The following is a 19,206-nucleotide window of genomic DNA, read 5'->3' on the forward strand; positions in this document are numbered from 1 at the left end:
GAGCTGAGCCATGGCATCCCAAGACATCATCGCCCGCTCCGCCACCACCACCCCATACCCCTCGGTGCGCGAGATGGATGAGGTGGCGAAACTCATAGACGTGTCCAAGTGCATCGGCTGCAAGGCCTGCCAGGTGGCCTGCTCGGAGTGGAACGACCTGCGTGACGAGGTCGGCCATAACCACGGCGCCTACGACAACCCGGCGGACCTCTCGGCCGACTCCTGGACCCTCATGCGTTTCACCGAGTACGAACCGGAGGCGGGCAAGCTGGAATGGCTGATCCGCAAGGACGGCTGCATGCACTGCGAGGACCCGGGCTGCCTGGCGGCCTGCCCGAGCCCTGGCGCCATCGTGAAGTACGCCAACGGCATCGTCGATTTCGACCAGGACAAGTGCATCGGCTGCGGCTACTGCATCACCGGCTGCCCGTTCAACATCCCGCGGATCTCGCAACGGGACCACAAGGCCTATAAGTGCACCCTCTGTTCCGACCGTGTCTCGGTTGGCCTGGAGCCGGCCTGCGTGAAGACCTGTCCCACTGGCGCCATCGTCTTCGGCACCAAGGAGGACATGAAGGAGCACGCCGCTGAACGCATCGTCGACCTCAAGTCCCGCGGCTTCGAGAACGCCGGGCTGTATGACCCGCCGGGCGTTGGCGGCACCCACGTCATGTACGTGCTGCACCACGCCGACAAGCCCTCGCTCTACGCCGGCCTGCCGGACGATCCGAGCATCAGCCCCATGGTCAGCCTGTGGAAGGGCGTGACCAAGCCGCTGGGTCTGCTGGGCATGGGCGTGGTGGCGTTGTTCGGCTTCTTCCACTACGTGCGGGTCGGCCCGAACAAGGTGGAGGAAGACGAACCCCCGCTTTCTGGCGCGGCTGAGCGCAAAGCCGATCCCAAGGCACCGAGTTGAGACAAACGCGCCCTCTCCCTCTGGGAGAGGGCCGGGGTGAGGGAAGTCCGCCCCAGCAATGGAGCCCGAGATGAACAAAGACATCGAACGCTACACCCCCGCCGAACGCAGCAACCACTGGGCGGTGGCCATCCTCTTCTTCCTGGCCGGACTCTCCGGCCTGGCGCTGTTCCACCCGTCCCTGTTCTGGCTGAGCAACTTCTTCGGCGGCGGCCCGTGGACACGCATCCTGCATCCATTCCTCGGTGTGGCCATGTTCCTCTTCTTCATCGCGCTGGCCATGCGCTTCGCCCGGCACAACCGCTGGGAACAGTCCGACAGCCAATGGCTGAAGCAGTGGAAGGACGTGGTGAACAACCGCGAGGACAAGCTGCCGGAAGTGGGCCGCTACAACGCCGGGCAGAAGATGCTGTTCTGGGTCCTGCTGCTGTGCATGCTGGCGCTGCTGGTTACCGGTGTGGTGATCTGGCGGCAGTACTTCAGCCACCTGTTCGGCATCGAACTCATCCGCCTCGCCGCCCTGCTGCACGCCTTCGCCGCCTGGGTGCTGATCCTCAGCATCATCGTCCATATCTACGCCGGCATCTGGGTCAAGGGCTCCGTCAGCGCCATGCTTCACGGTTGGGTGAGCAAGGCCTGGGCACGCAAGCACCATGGCGCCTGGTACAAGCAGGTCAGCAAAGGGGAGGGCAAGCGCTGAGCCCAATGACCCACTGGAGGAAAGGGGGGACCTTTACCTGTAGGGGCGAATTCATTCGCCAAGCAGTCCGCAGGACTGCCTTACGACCCCATAGGGGGCAGCTACGCTGCCCTTGGCGAATGAATTCGCCCCTACACCTATCTCGGACACAAGGAGCCCTGCGTGCCAGGCCGCATACTCGAACCCGGCGAAATCGAAGCCGCCGCCAACATCCCGCCTTTCCTCAACCTGCCCGGCCGCGACCTGTTCAAGGTGCGTGCCGCACGCCTGCGCCGGCTTGCCGAAGGCCACCCGCTGGCCGGCTACCTGCACCTGGTCGCCGACCTTTGTGACGCCCAGCAACAGGTGCTCGACAACCCGCCGCAATTGCCCGGCCCGGCTCCCGAAGCCCTGGCCCGCAGCCGCGAGCACGGCATGCCGCCCATCGCGTTCGAAGCCCTGGTGCGCGCCGATGGCTGGCTTCCCGCCCTCGACACACTCCTGGCCCGCCTCACTACGCCCACAAACCCTGCCGTGGCCGATGCCGCGCGCCAGCTGAAGTCAGCCGACGCCGCGCCACGCAAGGCCTGGGGCGTGGCCCTGCTCAGTGGCCAGTTCGACCTGCTGCCCCCCGCCCTGGCGCCTTTCCTCGGCGCCGCCTTGCAGGTCGCCTTCAGCCATTGGCTGCTGGCCCTGCCGGAAGGCGCGGTAGTGGAAACCGAGGCCAAGGTCCTCTGTCCGGCCTGTGGTTCACCCCCGGTCAGTGGCATGGTCCGCCATCGCGGCAAGCAGGCTGGCTTGCGTTACCTCGCCTGCTCCCTGTGCTCCTGCGAATGGCATTACGTGCGCCTTAAGTGCAGCCACTGCCAGGAGGGCAAGCACCTGGCCTACCTTTCCGTGGAACGCGACGGCCTGAAGGCCGAAGAGGCGCCCATCCGCGCCGAGGCTTGCCCCAACTGCCAAGGCTACCTCAAGCAGTGCTACCTGGAGTTCGACGCCGAGGCCGAAGCCCAGGCCGATGACCTGGCCAGCCTCGACCTCGACCTGCGTCTGGCCGAGGAAGGCTACCTGCGCCGTGCGCCGAACCTGTTGCTGGCCCCCGGGGCGGAGTAAGCACCTAGACTTATCCAAGGACACGATCGCTCTGCGCTAAGGAATGCCCATGTCGGCTGCTCGTTTGCCTTCCGTTGACCGCCTGCTGCGCAGCCCGGCCTGCGCTCCTCTGCAACAGCGTTACGGCCGCGAAGCCCTGCTCAAGACCCTGCGCGACCTGCTCGATGAACTGCGCGAACCCGCGCGCCTGGGCCAGTTGGCCGCCGTCGAACTGACCGAGGCCGTGCTCGCCGGTCGCGCCGGCGAACGCCTCGCCGCCACCCATTCAAGCCGCGTGCGTCGCGTGTTCAATCTCACCGGTACCGTGTTGCACACCAACCTCGGCCGCGCCTTGTTGCCGAGTGAGGCCATCGACGCCGTCACCCTCGCCGCGCGCTACCCGCTCAACCTGGAATTCGACCTTGCCAGCGGCAAGCGCGGCGACCGCGACGACCTCATCACCGGGTTGGTCCGCGAGCTCACCGGCGCCGAAGCGGTCACCGTGGTCAACAACAACGCCGCCGCCGTGCTGCTGGCGTTGAACAGCCTCGGCGCGCGCAAGGAAGGGATCATCTCCCGGGGCGAACTGATCGAGATCGGCGGCGCCTTCCGCATCCCCGACATCATGGCCCGCGCCGGCGTGAAGCTGGTGGAAGTGGGCACCACCAACCGCACCCACGCCAGGGATTACGAAGCGGCCATCGGCCCGCGCTCGGGCCTGCTGATGCGCGTACACACCAGCAACTACAGCGTGCAGGGCTTTACCGCCAGCGTACCCACGGCGGATCTGGCGGCCATTGCCCATGCCCACGGCCTGCCGCTGCTGGAAGACCTCGGCAGCGGCACGCTGGTGGACCTCACCCGCTGGGGCCTGCCCAAGGAGCCGACGGTGCAGGAAGCCCTGGGCGACGGCGCTGATATCGTCACCTTCAGCGGCGACAAGCTGCTGGGCGGGCCCCAGGCCGGGTTGATCCTCGGCAACCGCGAACTCATCGCGCGGATCAAGAAGAACCCCCTCAAGCGCGCCCTGCGGGTAGACAAGCTGACCCTCGCCGCCCTCGAAGCCGTGCTCGGCCTCTACCGCGATCCGGAACGCCTGGCCGAGCGCCTCCCCACCCTGCGCCTGCTCAGCCGCCCGCAGGCCGACATCCAGGCCCAGGCCGCGCGCCTGGCGCCACTGCTGGCCGCACAACTGGGGGGCGCCTGGCAGGTGAGCATGGTGCCGGCCCTCGGCATGATCGGCAGCGGCGCCCAGCCCGTGGCGCGCCTGCCCAGCGCCGCACTGTGCCTGCGCCCGCAACAACCCAAGCGCCTGCGCGGCCGCGCGCTGCGCCAGCTGGAAGAAAACCTGCGCACCTTGCCCATCCCGGTGATCGGTCGTCTCGACGACGACGCCCTGTGGCTCGACCTGCGCCAACTCGACGACGAGCCGGCCTTCCTCGCCCAACTGCCGCAGCTCGCGGGAGAGATCGAGTGATAGTCGGCACCGCAGGCCATATCGACCATGGCAAGACCTCCCTGCTGAAAGCCCTTACCGGCCAGGAGGGCGACCGCCGACCGGCCGAGCGCGAACGGGGCATCACCATCGACCTCGGCTACCTGCATGCCGACCTGGGCGACGGCAAGACCATCGCCTTCATCGATGTGCCGGGCCACGAACGCTTCGTCCACAACATGCTGGCCGGCGCCTGCGGCATCGACCTGCTGCTGCTGGTAGTCGCCGCCGACGACGGCGTCATGCCGCAGACCCGCGAGCACCTTGCCATCGCCGAACTGCTCGGCATCCGCCGCGCCTTGGTGGCCCTGACCAAACTCGACCGCGTGGATGGGCAGCGCCTCGAACAGGCTCGCGCCGAAGTCACCGCACTGCTGACGCCGGGGCCGCTGGCAGGCGCCGAACTCTTCCCGTTGGACAGCCTGAGTGGCAAGGGTGTCGATGCCTTGCGCCAGGCCCTGCTGGCCGAGTCCACCCATGCCGAACGACGCGCTGTCGAGGGCCACTTCCGCCTGCCCATCGATCGCGCCTTCAGCGTGTCCGGTGCTGGCGTGGTCGTCACTGGCACGGCCTTCGCCGGGCGGGTGAGGGTAGGGGACGAACTGGTCCTCGGCCCCTCGGGCCGCCCGGTGCGCGTGCGCGGTCTGCAGGCCGGCAATCAGCAGGCCGAGGAAGCGCAGGCGGGGCAGCGGGTGGCCCTGAACATCAGCGGCGACCGCCTGGCCCTGGAGCACCTGCACCGGGGAGACTGGCTGCTGGCCCCGGCCCTGCTGGCGCCCACCACGCGACTGGATATCGACCTGCGTCTTCTGCCCGGAGAAGCCCACGATCTTGTCCACTGGACGCCGGTGCACGTCCACCTGGGGGCCCAGGACGTCACCGGCCGCGTGGCCCTGCTGGAAAGCAACAGCCTGGCCCCTGGAGGACGCGGCTTCGCCCAATTGCTGCTGAACGCCCCCGCCCATGCGGTGCATGGCGACCGCCTCGTGCTGCGCGACCAGTCCGCCCAACGCACCCTTGGCGGCGGCCGGGTGCTCGACCCCTTCACCCCCGCGCGCAACCGCCGCACGCCCGAGCGCCTGAGCCAACTCGAAGCCCTGCGTGGCAACGGCCTGGAACCTGCGCTGCCGGCGTTGCTGACCGGCGCCGCCAACGGCCTTGACCCGCAATTGCTGGAGCGCCAGTTCAACCGCCCGCGCAGCGGCTGGAGCCTGCCCGCTGATGTGCGGGCGATCGACACCCGCCTCGGCCCGCGCCTGTTTGCCGGGGACCGCTGGCTGGCTCTGGAACAGCAACTGCTGGACGGCCTGGCGCGCTTCCACGCTGAGCTGCCGGACGAACTCGGCCCCGACCGCGACCGCCTGCGCCGCTACGCCCTGCCCGAACTGGAGCGGCCGGTATTCATCGCCCTGCTGGAGCAACTCCTCGCCAGTGGCGCAGCGCAGTCCAGCGGCCCCTGGCTACACCTGCCCGATCACCGCGTGCAACTGAGCGAAGCCGACGAAGCCCTGCGCGAACGCATCTGGCCCCTGCTGGAAGCGGGCGGCTTCGACCCGCCCTGGGTCCGCGAACTCGCGACCGAACTGAAGGTGGAAGAGGGCGCCATGCGCCTGCTGGAAAGAAAACTCGCCCGCCTCGGCCTGCTGCACCAGGTGGTGAAAGACCTCTTCTACCCGGATGCGACCATTCGCCAACTGGCTACACTGGCCCGGCGACTGCAGGATGAAAGCGGTACCATCACCGCCGCCGCCTGGCGCGACCGCATCGCGATCGGCCGCAAACGCAGCATCCAGCTGCTGGAATACTTCGACCGCATCGGCTTCACCCGCCGCATCGGCGACCAACGCAAGATCAGGGAAGACTCGGCACTGGCCCAGGCGCCCGGCCCGGCACCCTGATCGATGAGTCTGGAAGGCAAGCACGCCCGGTGGCGTGGCCGGGCTTCAAACCCGGTGGGGGACGGCAGCCGTTCCTGGGTGGGTTCGACTCCCACTGCCTTCCGCCAATTCCCCCTCTGAAGGCCCCGGATCACGGGGCTTTCAACCCGGTAGAGGAATAGCGCTCTTCTATCCACCATCACCACGGCCTGGAACTCCGCAAGGTGGACAGAAAAACGCTGTCCACCCTACGCCTCGTGAGCGCGCGATGCAGGCTGGCCCGGATATTCGACCAGAACCCAGAGTGCTTGCGGATCGTCTTCCCACTCGGTAACCCCTGCGCGGGCTAGGAAGTCGGTTCGCGTCCGTGTCCATTCGTTGTCATTGGCGTATTGCGACGAACGGTCAGCACGCCCAAGGCCAGACCCCTTGCGGCCTGCAAGGGCGCTCAGCACTATGCGCAGCAGTTTCTCCGGCAATTGCTTCAATAGTTGGGATGCCTACTAAGTTGGCATTTAGCTGGTTCTTCAATTGCCACCACGGCACAGGTGTTGCCGCATAAGAAAAAGCGCCTCCAAGAAGGCGCAATTACGCGCAAGCGACCATTAGGAGTTGATATGAGCATCCGATTCGCACTGGGGAGCGCGCTGGTACTCATGGCCGGCGTGACGTTCGCTGCCGCGCCGGCCAAGTCCAAGCAGGACAGTGATAACTACTTTCTGAACTGGCAGGAACGTAACGGCGAAATCGCCCTCGACACGGTCTGCAGCAAGAACGAGAAAGGCACTTCGCAGTTCCGCAATTGCCAGAAGCACGCCCAGGTCATCTTCCGTAACTCCTGCACTCAGTCGAAAGATCCGGCCAGCAAGTGGTGCGTTGCGCAGAATCACTACAAGCCCTAAGAGCCCTTTTTTCGCCTCCGCTGGCGGCTCAGACCCCTCCAACGAACTGCCCGGCGAGTGAATTTACCCCTGCAGGTGGCTCGCGCCACCGTTCACCGCGACCGCTGGGCAGAGACAGTGCGCGGGTCACCGGGCCCGCCCTTATAGTGAATAGTCGACCATTGCAACGGCGCTTCTCACCGCAGGAGGCCAGCGATGAACGCAGCAAGATACCTGGCACTGATCATGCTCGCTGTCGGCCTTTGCGCCTGTGCGAGCCCGGCGGGCGACACCGGGAAAGATATGGTCGAAGTCAGGTTGAAGGCCACCCCGAGGAATGCTGGACGAATCGCTCAGGCAACGCTGGTGCCGCGGGGCGATGAGACGAGCATTTCGCTGGTCATCGGCGGGGTGCCTTCCTACACGACCAGGCCTGTCCGTCTCTACACCTTCATCTATCCGGGAACCTGCGCGAATCGGGGCGCCTCGCCAGCCTATGCGCTGAACCGGACGGTGATCACCGAACGCCACATGCGGGGCGATGTCTGGCGAATGTCGAAGGCCGCACCGGTTCCCCTCTCGACGCTGCGTTCGTCAGACTATTCCCTCGTGCTCCGGACGACACCGGCCGACGGTAACTACGATATTTTCTGTGGCGATATCCGCTAGGTGGGGGCCGAAAGGGCCCTTGCCTGCGGGAAGGCCTGCGCTCTGCACCGTGCTTGAAATGAGCCGGAAAATCCCCTCTTGCCACGTGTGGGAGATTCCATGTCAACCGGACGTAGGGTGGAAATCCCTTTGGGGATTTCCACCCTCGGTGTATTGCACGGCCTCGCCGGTGGATAGAAAAGCGCTATCCACCCTACCCGGCTGAATTCCACCTGTGCGCGAATGATTCCGCTGCCACAGGTGGGTGAAGATCGCTGCTGCTATTCGCAGAATCTTCCGCTTTTCGCGTCGGGCATCAGTGCCATGTACTGCTTGCCGCTCATGTGCACCAGTTCGTCGTGGCGGCCGGACTCGAAGTAGACGTCGGACTGTTCGCTGAGGGACTGGTCGATCAGCGTGTCGAGACCGAAGAGGTTGCCCACGGCGGGAATGGCGCCGATATCGCAGTCGGCGAAGCGTTTGCCGAAGTCCTGTTCACGTACCAGGCGCCAGTGGCGGTGGGTGAGTCTGTGGACCTTTTCCAGGTCGACGTGGCGCGAGGCGGGGACCACGGCCATCATCCAGTGGCCCTGGAAGTCGTCGAGGATCACCGGCTTGGCCATCTGCTGCGGCGGTACGCCGGCGCGGCGGGCGGCTTCGCGAGTGGTCATGGCGGCGGTGTGATTGAGCACGTCGAAGCGGGTCTTGTGCTGCGCGAGGCAGCTTTGCAGTTGGGTGATCATGGTCATGGGACACCTCCTGCCAGGCGCCGGCTTGTCGCTCCCGGTAAGCCGGCGTTGCCGGCACACAAGGAGGAGCATCCCGCTCCCCACCCGGCACCGAAGCGTGTCGGTGCCTTGTCGATAAGTGTAGTGAGGGAGTGTGGCGCCGGGCCGCAAGGCGCCGACCGGTTCAATCCGTCAGGGGCTTGTCCATCTGCACCAGGGCGACGCGGCGACCGTCCTGGGCCTGGCGCTCGACTATGGCGCGGGGCTGGTAGCCGAGCCGGCTGTAGAGCAGCAGGCCGCCGGCGTTGGCGTTGAAGCAGGACACCTTCATCACCTTGGCCTTGTACTGCTCGCGTGCCTGGCGCTCCATCGCCTCGATCAGGTACTGGGCCACGCCCTGGCCGCGCGCCCAGGGCGCCACCATCATGTTGCCGAGGGCGCAGAACTCGCCGTGCTGCCATTGGTAGAAATTGGCGAAGCCGGCGACCTTGCCATCCAGCAGGGCGACAGTGCTGCCCCGGCGTTCGGCCATGGTGGCGGCGAGTTGGCCGACGGTGAGCGGCCAACTGGCCTTGGGGTAGGCGAAGAAGAGTTCGTCCGCGTCCTGGGGGAAGCGGATGACATCGTGAAGGTCTTCGGCACTGGCGGGTCGGTATTGAAGCTGTGGCTGGGCAGCGGGCATGGAGTCCTCAACGGGGCGGGTACTGTTGGATCACCTTGGTGACCGTCTCGCGAATCGAGGCTTCGCGATCGGCGGGGCTCGGCGGCGCGCTCGCCAGGACCTGCTCGGCGCTGCCGCGCCAGACCAGCTTGCCGTCCTTGCCGTCATACATGTCCACCTGGATGGTGGCGACCTTGTAGTTGTAGGTGCGGGTTTCGGTATAGGGCGGGCCGCCCATGTAACCGCCCCAGTAGCCGTTCCAGTAGCCACCGCCGTAGTTGTAGCTGGTCTGCTGCTGGCGTTCATCGACGATCAGCCAGGACTGGACGTTGAGGTCGGCCTTGCCGCTGGCGGCCTCGCGCAGGCCGCGCTGGTCGAGCTGCTGGCTGACGGCTTCGCGGATGCGCCGTTCGGTGAGGTCGCTCTTGATGCGTGGATCGTCGGGGCGGTACTGCAGGGCGGGTTCCTTCCAGCTCCAGCTGCGATAGGCCGCGAAATCGCGGGTGCTGTCGTAATCGCGGTTGACGTCGTAGTTCTGGCAGGCGGCCAGGAGCAGGGCGGTGGATAGGAGTAGCGTGCGGCGGATCATGATCGGATCTCCTCTGCCTGAATCATTATCGAAACGCAAGGCAGGGCGGTGGGCAAGGGGAATTTGGAGGCTCTGCGCGGGAGGTTTCACCCTCTCCCCCGGCCCCTCTCCTTGACGAGCGAGGGGAGCGGTTTCGCGTTCAATCCGGCGGATAGTCGTCCAGCGCTTCCTTCACCGCCGTCCGCAGCGCGGCCACGCTGTCGGAGCGGTCGCCATTGGCGTCGGCCTCGCCGCTGCCGCTCCAGATCGGCTGGTTGTCGCGGGCGTCGTAGAACTGCAGGTAGACCACCGCCACCTGTTCCTCGTAGGTACGCACGATGGGCACGGTGGCCCAGGCGCCGTACTGGTCGTGCCAGGGTCCACTGCCGTAGTAGGCGCCGCCGTAGTCGTCGTACTGCCGCAGGCGCCTTTCGTAGCGCAGGCTGGCGCTGACCTTGAGGTCGGCCTGGGCGGGATTGCGGGCCTGGCGCAGGCCGTGCTGGTCGAGGCCGGAGTTGACCATGTCGGCCATCTGCTCGGGGGTGGCCCAGTTGTTGCCAGCGGGGAGCTGGCCATCGAGCCAGGTCCAGCTGCGGTAGCGGCCGTAGTCGCGCGGTGGTGCCGGATAGGCGCTGGCGTCGAAGGTGCCGGCCACGCCCGCCGGGGCGGGCGGCAGCGGGCGGGATTGATACAGGTAGGGGTTGGGGCTCTGGCAGGCGCCAAGCAGCAGCGCGAGGGCGAGCAGGGCGGGCAGTTTCATGGGGCCTCCGTTCAAAACCTGTTCACGATCTCGCGAGCTAGAGAAGAACAAGGCGAAAATGGCTGAGGAAGCGGAGTTTACGAGTTGTAAATGAGCATTCCGAAGCCATTTTCAACGCAGTTATTCCGACGCGCAGCTGATCGTGAACAAGTTTTCAGAGCGGTCGGCAAATCCAGTGCAAATAGCGACCAAGCCCCTGGTAGCTGGGATGGCGGCGGTAGGCGAGCTCCATTTCCAGCAGATCCACCAGCTCGGCCTTGGCCTGGAACTCCTGGGGCATGTAGTCGTGGAACACCCGCACGCCGCTCTGTTTTTCGACCCGCCAGTGGGTTTCGAGTTGCGCCGCCAGGTCGCGCGGGTCCAGCGGCTGCTGTGGGGTCAGGCTCTGTCCAACGCCGGCGAACTTGTGTTTGCGCAGTTTGCGGAAGTGACCCTTGAGCAGGTTGCGGTAGATCAGCGCGTCCTTGTTGTAGAAGGCCAGGGACAGCAGGCCGTCCTTGGCGGTGAGCTGGTGCAGCACGGGCAGGATGGCGTGCGGGTCGGCCAGCCATTCCAGCACGGCGTGGCAGAGCACCAGGTCGTAGGGTTCGGTGAGCTGGCCGAGCAGCTCCTGCCAGGGCGCCTGGATGAAGCTGGCGGCCTGGCCGGCTTCGGCGAAACGCTGGCGGGCGCCCTCGAGCATGGGCTCGGCCGGTTCGGCGAGGGTCACCTGGTGGCCGCGCTGGGCGAGCCAGAGGGCCATGTGGCCAAGGCCGGCGCCGACGTCCAGTACCCGCAGCGGACGGTCGGGCAGGATTTCGGCGAGGTCGGCCTGGAGCACGGCGAGACGGATGGCGCCCTTGGCGCCGCCATAGATCTTTTCGGCGAAGCGGGTCGCCAGTTCATCGAAGTGACGGTCGCTCATGTGAAGCGCCTTTCGCTGTCGGCGAGCTTGGCGCGGACCACCTTGTCCATGTCCAGGCCCAGTTCGGCACAGAGCAGCAGGAGGTAGAGGACGATGTCGCCCACTTCCTGGCCGGCGTGGGCGAGTTTTTCCGGGGGCAACTGGCGTGACTGGTCTTCGCTCAGCCACTGGAAGATTTCCACCAGCTCGGCCATTTCCACGCTGGCGGCCATGGCCAGGTTCTTCGGGCTGTGGAATTGCCGCCAGTCGTTCTGGTCGCGGATGGCGTGCAGGCGGGCGGTGATTTCGTCGAGGTTCATGAGGCTCTCCTTGAGCCGCATATCGTCCCGCCGGCGGTTCATCGACGCAAGGGTCAGGCGAGGGGCTGCCAGCCGCCGGTCATGTGCGGGGTGTCGTCCTTGCCACGCAGGACGAGCCGGCCGGCAGGCGCGGCTGCGCTGGCCAGCAGGGTGACCTCGCCGGGTAGCAGCACGGGCTTCTGGAAGCGCACGTCCACCTCGTAGCCGGCGGCGGGCAGGCGGCTTTCCAGGGCGGCCAGGCAGCGCGCCTTGTTCCACAAGCCGTGGGCGATGGCGCGGGGGAAGCCGAACAGCTTCGCGCTGGCCGCCGAGAGGTGGATGGGGTTGTAGTCGCCGGCCACGCGGGCGTAATGCCGGCCGATGTCGGCGGCAGCGTACCACTGGTCCAGATGGTCCAGCGGCAGGCTTTCTTCAACGCTCCGGGGCACCGGCTGGCCAGACAGGCGCAGACCGCGGAAGAGGATGCGGCTGTCGCCTTCCCAGACCAGGCCGAGCAGGTCTTCCAGGCGGGTGACCAGGCTGAAGGTGGCGCCCTTTTCATGGGGCTGCAGGTCGTCCACCTGCACGCTGGCGGTGAAGGGGCCGAGGCCGCCGAGGGGGCGCAGCACGCGAATGCGGTTTTCCAGGTGCACCAGGCCCAGCAGCGGGAAGGGGAAGCGCGGGGCGGTGAGCAGGCGCATCTGCAGGGGGAAGGCGAGGATGTGTGGATAGGTCGCCGGCAGCAGCCCCTTGCCGGGGAAGCCGCAGACCGTGCGGTAGCGCTCCAGGTGGCCGGGGTCGACGCTCACCTGGCAGCGTACGCCCAGTTCAGGCAGGGTCTTGCCGCGTGTGCCACGGCGCACCGCGGCGCGGGCGAACAGGCCGGGAAGGGCGGGGGACGCGGGCAGGTCGAGCCAGTCGGTGGCCATGCTTGATCTCCTTGTCGGCGAATGGCGCTCAGCATAGCCACTGGTGTCGGGGTCACATTGGCCGCCCGTCCCAGGCCGATGGCAGGGTAGTCAATTGCCTGGCCTTGAGCGCCGGCAGCAAAGCTGAATAAGATGGCCGCGCCTCGCGGACAATAAGAATCTTCCAAAAATGATGCGTGATCTGACCGACGATGTGGCACTGATGCGCCCGGTGATCGACGCCCTGCGTGCCAGCGGCACCGACCCGGACAAGGTGCTGGTGCGCGTGGGCCTGCCGCCAGGCGGGCTGCCCGCAGGTCGTTTTCCCCATGCTGCGCAAACCCAGTTCTGGAAAGCCGCCGCCGCCGAATGCGGCGAGGAACACATCGGCCTCTATCTGGCCGGCCACCTGCCGGCCTTCCATGGGCTGTTGCTCGAGTACCTGTTCCTCTCCAGCAATACCTTCGGCGAGGGGCTGCGTCATGCCCTGCGCTACGTGCGCCTGCTCTCCGATACCCTCAACGCCAGGCTGGACGTGGAAGGTGAGCGCGCGGTGCTTTCCCTCGCCCAGCATCCCGGCAGCAACCGGCACTTCCCGGAAATGCTCGCCGGTGCGGTGATCCGCCTGTTCCATGCCTTGACCGAGGGCCAATTCAAGCCCCATGAAGTGCAGCTCATGCACGCCGAGGGGGCTCCCGCCGAGCGCTACCGGACGGTCTACGGTTGCCCGGCGACGCTGGGCGCCACGCGTTATGCGCTGATCTTCGACGCCGATGTGCTGGACAAACCCTCGCGCCACGCCGCACCGGAACTGCTGCGGATGCACGAATCCCTGGCCCGCCGCCAACTGGCGGAGGTGGAGCGTCTGGATCTGGTGCGCCAGGTGCGGGAGCTGATCGGCGAGCTGCTGGTGGACGGCGGCGCCACCCTGGAACAGGTGGCCGCCCGCCTGAACATGCCGGCCCGCCGCCTGCGCGAGCGCTTGACCATGGCCGGGGTGCGCTTCAACGACCTGGTCACCGACTACCGCTGCCGGCTGGCCAAGGAACTGCTGCTGAAGACCGACGAGCGCATCGAGGTGATAGTCGAACGCACCGGTTTCTCCGAGCCCAGCACCTTCTACCGGGCGTTCAAGCGTTGGGTGGGGGAGACGCCGGTGGAGTTCCGGCGCAAGGGGAAGGGCGGGGGCTGAGTCCTCGTTGCCCGCAGGGGTGACTGTTCTTGTAGGGGCGAATTCATTCGCCAAGCAGGCCGAAGGTCTGCCCTGCGGAGCCCATGGGGGGCAGCTGCGCTGCCCTTGGCGAATGAATTCGCCCCTACAAGGATTTGATTCAAGCCGGGCGGACTGGCCTCAAGCCCCCAACAAACTCTGCCCGCACACCCGCATCACCTGCCCGGTAAGCGCACCGGAGCCGGGTTGGGCGAACCAGGCGACGGCTTCGGCCACGTCCTGGGGCAGGCCGCCCTGGTTCATGGAGTTCATGCGCCGGCCGGCTTCGCGGATGGTGAAGGGAATGGCGGCGGTCATCTGGGTTTCGATGAAGCCCGGCGCCACGGCGTTGATGCTGATGCCGCGCCTGGCCAGCGCCGGCGCCCAGTTCTGCGCCAGGCCGATCACCCCGGCCTTGCTCACGGCGTAGTTGGTCTGGCCCATGTTGCCGGCAATGCCGCTGATGGAGGCGATCAGTACCACGCGGCCGTTGTCGTGCAGCTTGCCGGCATCCAGCAGGGCCTGGGTGAGCACCTGCGGGGCGCGCAGGTTGACGTTGATCACCGCATTCCAGAGTTCGTCGTTCATCTTGGCCAGGGTCTTGTCGCGGGTGATGCCGGCGTTGTGCACCAGGATATCCACGCCGTCCGCCAGGGCCGCCACCAGTTGGCTGGCGGCGCCTTCGGCGGTGATGTCCATGGCCAGGCCACGACCGCCCAGGCGCGCGGCCAGGCCGTCGAGGACGTCCTTGGCCTGGGGCACATCCAGCAGGACCACCTCGGCGCCGTCACGGGCCAGGGTCTCGGCGATGGCGGCGCCAATGCCGCGGGAGGCGCCGGTGACCAGGGCGCGCTTGCCGGCCAGCGGGCGCGTCCAGTCCTGCACGCGCTCGGCGCAGGCTGTCAGGCGCAGCACCTGGGCCGACACGTAGGCGCTCTTGGGCGAGAGGAAAAAGCGCAGCATGCCTTCCAACTGGTGCTCGGCACCTTGGCCGACGTAGACCAGCTGCACGCTGCCGCCCCGGCGGATTTCCTTGCCCAGGGAGCGGGTGAAGCCCTCCAGGGCGCGCTGCACGCTGGCGGCCACCAGGTCGTCCAGGGATTCCGGGGCGCGGGCCAGCACCACCACTTTCGGGCATTTGCCCAGGCCTCTCATGGTCGGCTGGAAGAAGTCGCGCAATTCGATCAGTTGCTCGAAGCGGGTGATGTGGCTGGCGTCGTAAATCAGTGCCTTGAGTTTAGGGCCGTGTTCGGCGGTCCAGCGCGGCAGGCCGAAGCGGCCTTCATCAAAGGCGAAATTCTGGTCGGTGAGTTTGTTCAGCACCGCGCTCGCCGCCTCGGCGAGGGCGCCCTGGCCACCGATCAGCAGGGCGCCGTCCACCGGCCGTGCGCGGCCCGCCATCCATCGCTCCAGGCGTACCGGCGCCGGCAGGCCGAGGGCACCCACCAGGCGCCGGCCGGTGTTGGAGTTGGCGAAGGCGAGGTAACGGTCGTTCATGGGGTTGCGCTCCTGCTGCTCGTTAGAACCCGGGCCCACTCTACGCACACGGCGGTTGCACGCAATTGACCGCGCTGACCTGCCGGCCGTCGGGGCGGCCAATCCAGGCGTCTAGTCTTGTACCCGACACTGGATCCCGCAAACCCTCACCCCGAAAGGAGTCACCATGGCCCAGCTGCGCCGGGTCGCCATCGTCGGCGGCAATCGCATCCCCTTCGCCCGCTCCAATACCCTGTACGCCACGGCAAGCAACCAGGACATGCTGACCAGCGCCCTCGAAGGCCTGGTGGAACGCTTCAACCTCCATGGCGTGCGGGTAGGGGAGTTCGCCGCCGGCGCGGTGCTCAAGCATTCCCGCGACTTCAACCTGGCCCGCGAATGCGTGCTGGGCTCGCGGCTGGCGCCGGAAACGCCGGCCTACGATATCCAGCAGGCCTGCGGCACCGGCCTGGAGGCGGCGATCCTGGTGGCCAACAAGATCGCCCTGGGGCAGATCGACAGCGGCATCGCCGGCGGCGTGGACACTACGTCCGACGCCCCCATCGGGGTGAACGAGGGGCTGCGCAAGATCCTCCTCGAAGCCAACCGCGCCAAGTCCACCGGCGACAAGGTCAAGGCCCTGCTTAAGGTGCGCCCGCGCCACCTGGCGCCGCACATTCCGCGCAATGGCGAGCCGCGCACCGGGCTGTCCATGGGTGAACACTGCGAGCTGATGGCGCAGACCTGGGCGATCCCGCGCGATGAACAGGACCAGTTGGCCGTCGCCAGTCACCAGAAACTGGCGGCGGCCTACGCCGAGGGCTGGCACAGCGACCTGATGACCCCTTTCCGTGGCCTGACCCGCGACCAGAACCTGCGCCCGGACATCAACGCCGAGAAGCTGGCGAACCTGAAGCCGGTGTTCGAACGCGGCCCGCGCGGCACCCTGACGGCGGCCAACTCCACACCGCTCACCGACGGCGCCTCGGTGGTGCTGTTGGCCAGCGAGGACTGGGCCAAGGCGCGCGGGCTGCCGATCCTCGCTTACTTCAGGGATGGCGAGGCGGCGGCGGTGGATTTTGTCAGCGGCGAGGAAGGCCTGCTGATGGCGCCGGTCTACGCGGTGCCGCGGCTCCTGGCGCGCAACAACCTGTGCCTGCAGGACTTCGACTACTACGAAATCCACGAAGCCTTCGCCGCCCAGGTGCTCTGCACCCTCAAGGCCTGGGAGGACGCCGACTACTGCCAGACTCGCCTCGGCCTGGACAAGCCCCTGGGCGCCATCGATCGCAGCAGGCTGAACGTCAAGGGTAGTTCCCTGGCCGCCGGCCACCCCTTTGCGGCCACCGGCGGGCGCATCGTCGCCAACCTGGCCAAGCTGCTTTCGATGGCCGGGGAGGGGCGCGGGCTCATCTCGATTTGCGCCGCCGGTGGCCAGGGTGTGACCGCGATCCTGGAAAAGTAATCCAATACCCGTGGCGGCAAGTCATCGCCGCCACGCGATGTAAGCAACTCCGTGATTTAGGGCGGCCCGCAATGTCGGGGCCGCCCTTTTTTTCACCGCCGCAAACGCCGCCACGGGCGGGCTTCCGCCGTCCAGCGGTCCAGGCGCCTCAGCCATCGACCAGCAGGCCGCCCTTGACGATCTTCACCTGTTGTTGGAACTCCAGCCGCACCGGGTAGCGACCGGTGATGCTCCAGCCCCGATCCAGCAACCTGTCGATGTGCTCGCGCATGCCGTGGGATCTGCGCCTTTCCGTCGGCAGATCGACACGGCGCTTGACCACCACCCACTGGCCCGCCACGTATTCGATCCAGGGCGCTTCGGCCGGTGTCTTGCGCTGGGCCGTGGGGGGTGCCTGGGGCTTGAAGATGGCTTTCAGGTAGTCCCTGAGAAACGGCAAATCGGTCACGCCCAGCTCGGATTCGCACTGCAGCCTGGAATGGGTCATTCGAAGAAACCTCCCTATCGCACGATCGCCTACGGACGCATGCAGCCTTCCCGGCCTGCACCCCGGTGTTTCACAGTGGCAACAGGTCTTCAGCAATGCGTGTGCCATGCCCGGGAAATCCTCTGGGACGCGGTTCAGTGGGCCGGGGGCGGTTTCGTTGCCCCAAAAGTGGGGGAACTGGGGCGCAGGAATGGGGCCCCCTCGCCCCGGAGTCGGGGCGAGAGGGGGCGGCTCAGGCCGCGCTGGCGGCGAGCGCCTGGCCGCGCAGGGAGTAGCGTTCCGCCAGGACCGCGCAGACGATCAGCTGCATCTGGTGGTAGAGCATGATCGGCAGCAGGATCAGGCCCAGGGCCGGGCTGGCGCCGAAGATGATGGCGGCCATGGGGGCGCCGGCGGCCAGGGATTTCTTGGTGGCGCAGAACACGCCGGCGATCTCGTCCGCATGGTTGAAGCCCAGGCTCCGCGCGGAGCGGGTGGTCAGCCAGAGCATCAGCGCCAGCAGCAGGGCGCAGCCGACAAAGGCGAGCAGCAGGGTTTCCGGCCCCTGTTGCTGCCAGACGCCGCCGGCCACCGAGTCGCTGAAGGAGGCGAATACCAGCAGCAGGATCACCAGCTTGTCGAACACGGCGGTGTAGCGCTTGTAGCGGGCGAAGAACCGGCCCCACAGCGGACGCAGCGCCTGGCCCAGCACCAGCGGCAGGAGCAGCAGCAGGCTGAGGTCCAGCAGGGTGTCGCCCAGATCGATGCCGCCGTTGGCGTCGGCCACCAGGCTGATCAGCCAGGGCGTCAGGAATACCCCCAGCAGGCTCGACAGACTGGCATTGAGGATGGCTGCGGGCACGTTGCCACCGGCGCTGCCGGTCAGCGCCACCGAGGAGGAAATGGTCGAGGGCAGGGCGCAGAGGTAGAAGAAGCCGAGCATCAGCATGGGTGGGATGCGCGTGCCCAGCAGCCTGTCCGCCACCAGCCAGAGCAGCGGGAAGATGGCGAAGGTGAAGAGTTGCACCATCAGGTGCAGGCGCCAGTTGCCCAGCCCGGCCCGGATCTGCTCGGTGGAGAGGTTGATGCCGTGGAGGAAGAACACCAGGAAGACCCCGGCGTTGATCAGGCTACCGGCATGCAGGATGCCGCCGTGCTTGCCGATCTCGGGGAACAGGCAGGCCAGGGCCACCGCCAGCAGCATGCCGCCGAGGAACCAGTCGGTAACCAGGCGTTTCAGGGATTTGAGTGCCGACATGGGGCCTCCGTTTTTCGCGCGAACTTGAGGCCGGAGACTAGCGGGCGCAGAATCCGACCGTCTAACGACATGGGATCAAAAGATGTCGCCAAACGGACAACAGGACCTGCAGCGCCAGATTCCCCGGCTCGAACGCTTGCCCCGTCCCCTCTATGCCCGTGCCGAGAGCTTGCGCGCTGGCTCCTGGACCGCTCGTCACAGCCATGACTGGGTACAGCTGTCCTTTGCCATCAGCGGTGTGCTCGGCGTGCACACCGCTGATGGCAGCTACTACGCGCCGCCACACTGGGCGGTGTGGGTGCCGGCCGGGCTGGAGCACGAAGTGGTGACCTCGATGCACGCCGAGATGCGCAGCCTCTACGTGCGCCGCGACGCCAGCGCCTGGGCCCCGGAGCGTTGCCGGGTGCTGGAAGTGACTCCCCTGGCGCGGGAACTGATCAAGGCCTTCTGCGAGTTGCCGGTGGAGTACCCCGAGGGTGACAGCGTCGAGGCGCGGCTGGTGGCGGTATTGCTGGACCAGCTCCAGGCCCTGCCCGAAGCCGGTTTCTCCCTGCCCATGCCGGCCGAGCCGCGCCTGTTGCGGCTGTGCAGCGAACTGGTGGCGCAGCCCGACCTCGGCCACAGCCTGGGGGAGTGGGCGCTGCGGCTGAACACCTCGGAAAAGACCCTGACCCGCGCCTTCCAGCGCGAGACCGGGCTGAGCTTCCGCCAATGGCGCCAGCGCCTGCGCCTGTTGGCCGCGTTGCAGCCGCTGGAGGGTGGCGCCAGCGTCATGCAAGTGGCCCTGGCCAGCGGCTACGAGTCGCCGTCGGCCTTCATCGCCGCCTTCAAGGGCCGGTTCGGCGTAACGCCGGGGGAGTTGTTCCGGGGGATGTAGGTCGGCCGATTCTTGTAGGGGCGAGTTCATTCGCCAAGGGCAGCGCAGCTGCCCCCCAG

The 19,206-nt window shown here is 67.0% G+C and carries 20 protein-coding genes and 1 tRNA gene; 11 read left to right on the forward strand and 10 right to left on the reverse strand.

What is annotated here, in order from left to right:
* Positions 1-10 precede the first annotated feature (10 nt).
* The 8 genes from fdxH to ACFW0H_RS08925 all read left to right on the forward strand — a co-directional run bounded on the left by fdxH (position 11) and on the right by ACFW0H_RS08925 (position 7,609).
* A complete protein-coding gene (gene fdxH, locus ACFW0H_RS08890; RefSeq protein WP_422913527.1) occupies positions 11-916 on the forward strand; it encodes a formate dehydrogenase subunit beta in 906 nt (301 codons plus the stop codon).
* Positions 917-986: 70 nt separating this feature from the next.
* Positions 987-1,616 carry a formate dehydrogenase subunit gamma gene (locus tag ACFW0H_RS08895; protein ID WP_422913528.1) on the forward strand — a complete coding sequence of 210 codons (630 nt, stop codon included), beginning with the start codon at positions 987-989 and terminating at the stop codon, positions 1,614-1,616.
* Positions 1,617-1,778: 162 nt separating this feature from the next.
* The gene (gene fdhE / locus ACFW0H_RS08900) at positions 1,779-2,708 is read left to right on the forward strand and encodes a formate dehydrogenase accessory protein FdhE (RefSeq protein ID WP_422913529.1); all 930 of its coding nucleotides are present in this window, start codon (positions 1,779-1,781) and stop codon (positions 2,706-2,708) included.
* A gap of 49 nt (positions 2,709-2,757) precedes the next feature.
* Complete coding sequence (gene selA / locus ACFW0H_RS08905) at positions 2,758-4,164, forward strand: L-seryl-tRNA(Sec) selenium transferase (protein WP_422913530.1); 1,407 nt, start codon at positions 2,758-2,760, stop codon at positions 4,162-4,164.
* Entirely contained in the window at positions 4,161-6,080 is a 1,920-nt protein-coding gene (selB, locus tag ACFW0H_RS08910) for a selenocysteine-specific translation elongation factor (protein WP_422913531.1), read from the forward strand. The genes selA and selB overlap by 4 nt, the downstream gene beginning before the upstream one ends.
* 11 nt (positions 6,081-6,091) lie before the next feature.
* Positions 6,092-6,187 (forward strand) — tRNA-Sec (locus ACFW0H_RS08915).
* 489 nt (positions 6,188-6,676) lie between these two features.
* A complete protein-coding gene (locus ACFW0H_RS08920; RefSeq protein ID WP_422913532.1) occupies positions 6,677-6,961 on the forward strand; it encodes a hypothetical protein in 285 nt (94 codons plus the stop codon).
* Between the two features lie 195 nt (positions 6,962-7,156).
* The gene (locus ACFW0H_RS08925; RefSeq protein WP_422913533.1) at positions 7,157-7,609 is read left to right on the forward strand and encodes a hypothetical protein; all 453 of its coding nucleotides are present in this window, start codon (positions 7,157-7,159) and stop codon (positions 7,607-7,609) included.
* Positions 7,610-7,869: 260 nt separating this feature from the next.
* Here ACFW0H_RS08925 and ACFW0H_RS08930 read toward each other — a convergent pair whose 3' ends face one another.
* The 7 genes from ACFW0H_RS08930 to ACFW0H_RS08960 all read right to left on the reverse strand — a co-directional run bounded on the left by ACFW0H_RS08930 (position 7,870) and on the right by ACFW0H_RS08960 (position 12,416).
* Positions 7,870-8,337 carry an aminoacyl-tRNA deacylase gene (locus ACFW0H_RS08930; RefSeq protein ID WP_422913534.1) on the reverse strand — a complete coding sequence of 156 codons (468 nt, stop codon included), beginning with the start codon at positions 8,335-8,337 and terminating at the stop codon, positions 7,870-7,872.
* 163 nt (positions 8,338-8,500) lie between these two features.
* Positions 8,501-8,998 (reverse strand): GNAT family N-acetyltransferase, encoded by a 498-nt coding sequence (locus ACFW0H_RS08935; RefSeq protein WP_422913535.1) that lies wholly within the window; start codon positions 8,996-8,998, stop codon positions 8,501-8,503.
* A 7-nt stretch (positions 8,999-9,005) separates the two neighbouring features.
* Positions 9,006-9,566 (reverse strand): DUF4136 domain-containing protein, encoded by a 561-nt coding sequence (locus ACFW0H_RS08940; RefSeq protein ID WP_422913536.1) that lies wholly within the window; start codon positions 9,564-9,566, stop codon positions 9,006-9,008.
* 139 nt (positions 9,567-9,705) lie between these two features.
* Complete coding sequence (locus ACFW0H_RS08945; protein WP_422913537.1) at positions 9,706-10,305, reverse strand: DUF4136 domain-containing protein; 600 nt, start codon at positions 10,303-10,305, stop codon at positions 9,706-9,708.
* A gap of 154 nt (positions 10,306-10,459) precedes the next feature.
* Entirely contained in the window at positions 10,460-11,209 is a 750-nt protein-coding gene (locus ACFW0H_RS08950; protein WP_422913538.1) for a methyltransferase domain-containing protein, read from the reverse strand.
* The gene (locus ACFW0H_RS08955; RefSeq protein WP_422913539.1) at positions 11,206-11,508 is read right to left on the reverse strand and encodes a MazG-like family protein; all 303 of its coding nucleotides are present in this window, start codon (positions 11,506-11,508) and stop codon (positions 11,206-11,208) included. Before ACFW0H_RS08955 ends, ACFW0H_RS08950 begins: the two co-directional genes overlap by 4 nt.
* 53 nt (positions 11,509-11,561) lie before the next feature.
* The gene (locus ACFW0H_RS08960) at positions 11,562-12,416 is read right to left on the reverse strand and encodes a MaoC family dehydratase (RefSeq protein WP_422913540.1); all 855 of its coding nucleotides are present in this window, start codon (positions 12,414-12,416) and stop codon (positions 11,562-11,564) included.
* 172 nt (positions 12,417-12,588) lie between these two features.
* Between ACFW0H_RS08960 and ACFW0H_RS08965 the strand changes: the two genes are divergently transcribed.
* Complete coding sequence (locus ACFW0H_RS08965) at positions 12,589-13,587, forward strand: AraC family transcriptional regulator (protein WP_422913583.1); 999 nt, start codon at positions 12,589-12,591, stop codon at positions 13,585-13,587.
* A 159-nt stretch (positions 13,588-13,746) separates the two neighbouring features.
* On the opposite strand, the gene ACFW0H_RS08970 is transcribed toward ACFW0H_RS08965, so the two are convergent.
* Positions 13,747-15,102 carry a 3-oxoacyl-ACP reductase gene (locus ACFW0H_RS08970; RefSeq protein WP_422913541.1) on the reverse strand — a complete coding sequence of 452 codons (1,356 nt, stop codon included), beginning with the start codon at positions 15,100-15,102 and terminating at the stop codon, positions 13,747-13,749.
* A 166-nt stretch (positions 15,103-15,268) separates the two neighbouring features.
* Between ACFW0H_RS08970 and ACFW0H_RS08975 the strand changes: the two genes are divergently transcribed.
* Positions 15,269-16,546: an acetyl-CoA C-acetyltransferase gene (locus tag ACFW0H_RS08975; RefSeq protein WP_422913542.1), complete on the forward strand. Its 1,278-nt coding sequence runs from the start codon at positions 15,269-15,271 to the stop codon at positions 16,544-16,546.
* Positions 16,547-16,694: 148 nt separating this feature from the next.
* Here the strand turns inward: ACFW0H_RS08975 and ACFW0H_RS08980 are convergent, their stop codons facing one another.
* Positions 16,695-17,033 (reverse strand): hypothetical protein, encoded by a 339-nt coding sequence (locus ACFW0H_RS08980; protein ID WP_422913543.1) that lies wholly within the window; start codon positions 17,031-17,033, stop codon positions 16,695-16,697.
* A gap of 232 nt (positions 17,034-17,265) precedes the next feature.
* Positions 17,266-18,270 carry a bile acid:sodium symporter family protein gene (locus ACFW0H_RS08985; RefSeq protein ID WP_422913544.1) on the reverse strand — a complete coding sequence of 335 codons (1,005 nt, stop codon included), beginning with the start codon at positions 18,268-18,270 and terminating at the stop codon, positions 17,266-17,268.
* An 82-nt stretch (positions 18,271-18,352) separates the two neighbouring features.
* Between ACFW0H_RS08985 and ACFW0H_RS08990 the strand changes: the two genes are divergently transcribed.
* The gene (locus ACFW0H_RS08990) at positions 18,353-19,147 is read left to right on the forward strand and encodes an AraC family transcriptional regulator (protein WP_422913545.1); all 795 of its coding nucleotides are present in this window, start codon (positions 18,353-18,355) and stop codon (positions 19,145-19,147) included.
* Positions 19,148-19,206 lie beyond the last annotated feature (59 nt).

The sequence above is a fragment of the Metapseudomonas cellulosilytica genome (assembly GCF_049334135.1).
Lineage (GTDB): Bacteria > Pseudomonadota > Gammaproteobacteria > Pseudomonadales > Pseudomonadaceae > Metapseudomonas.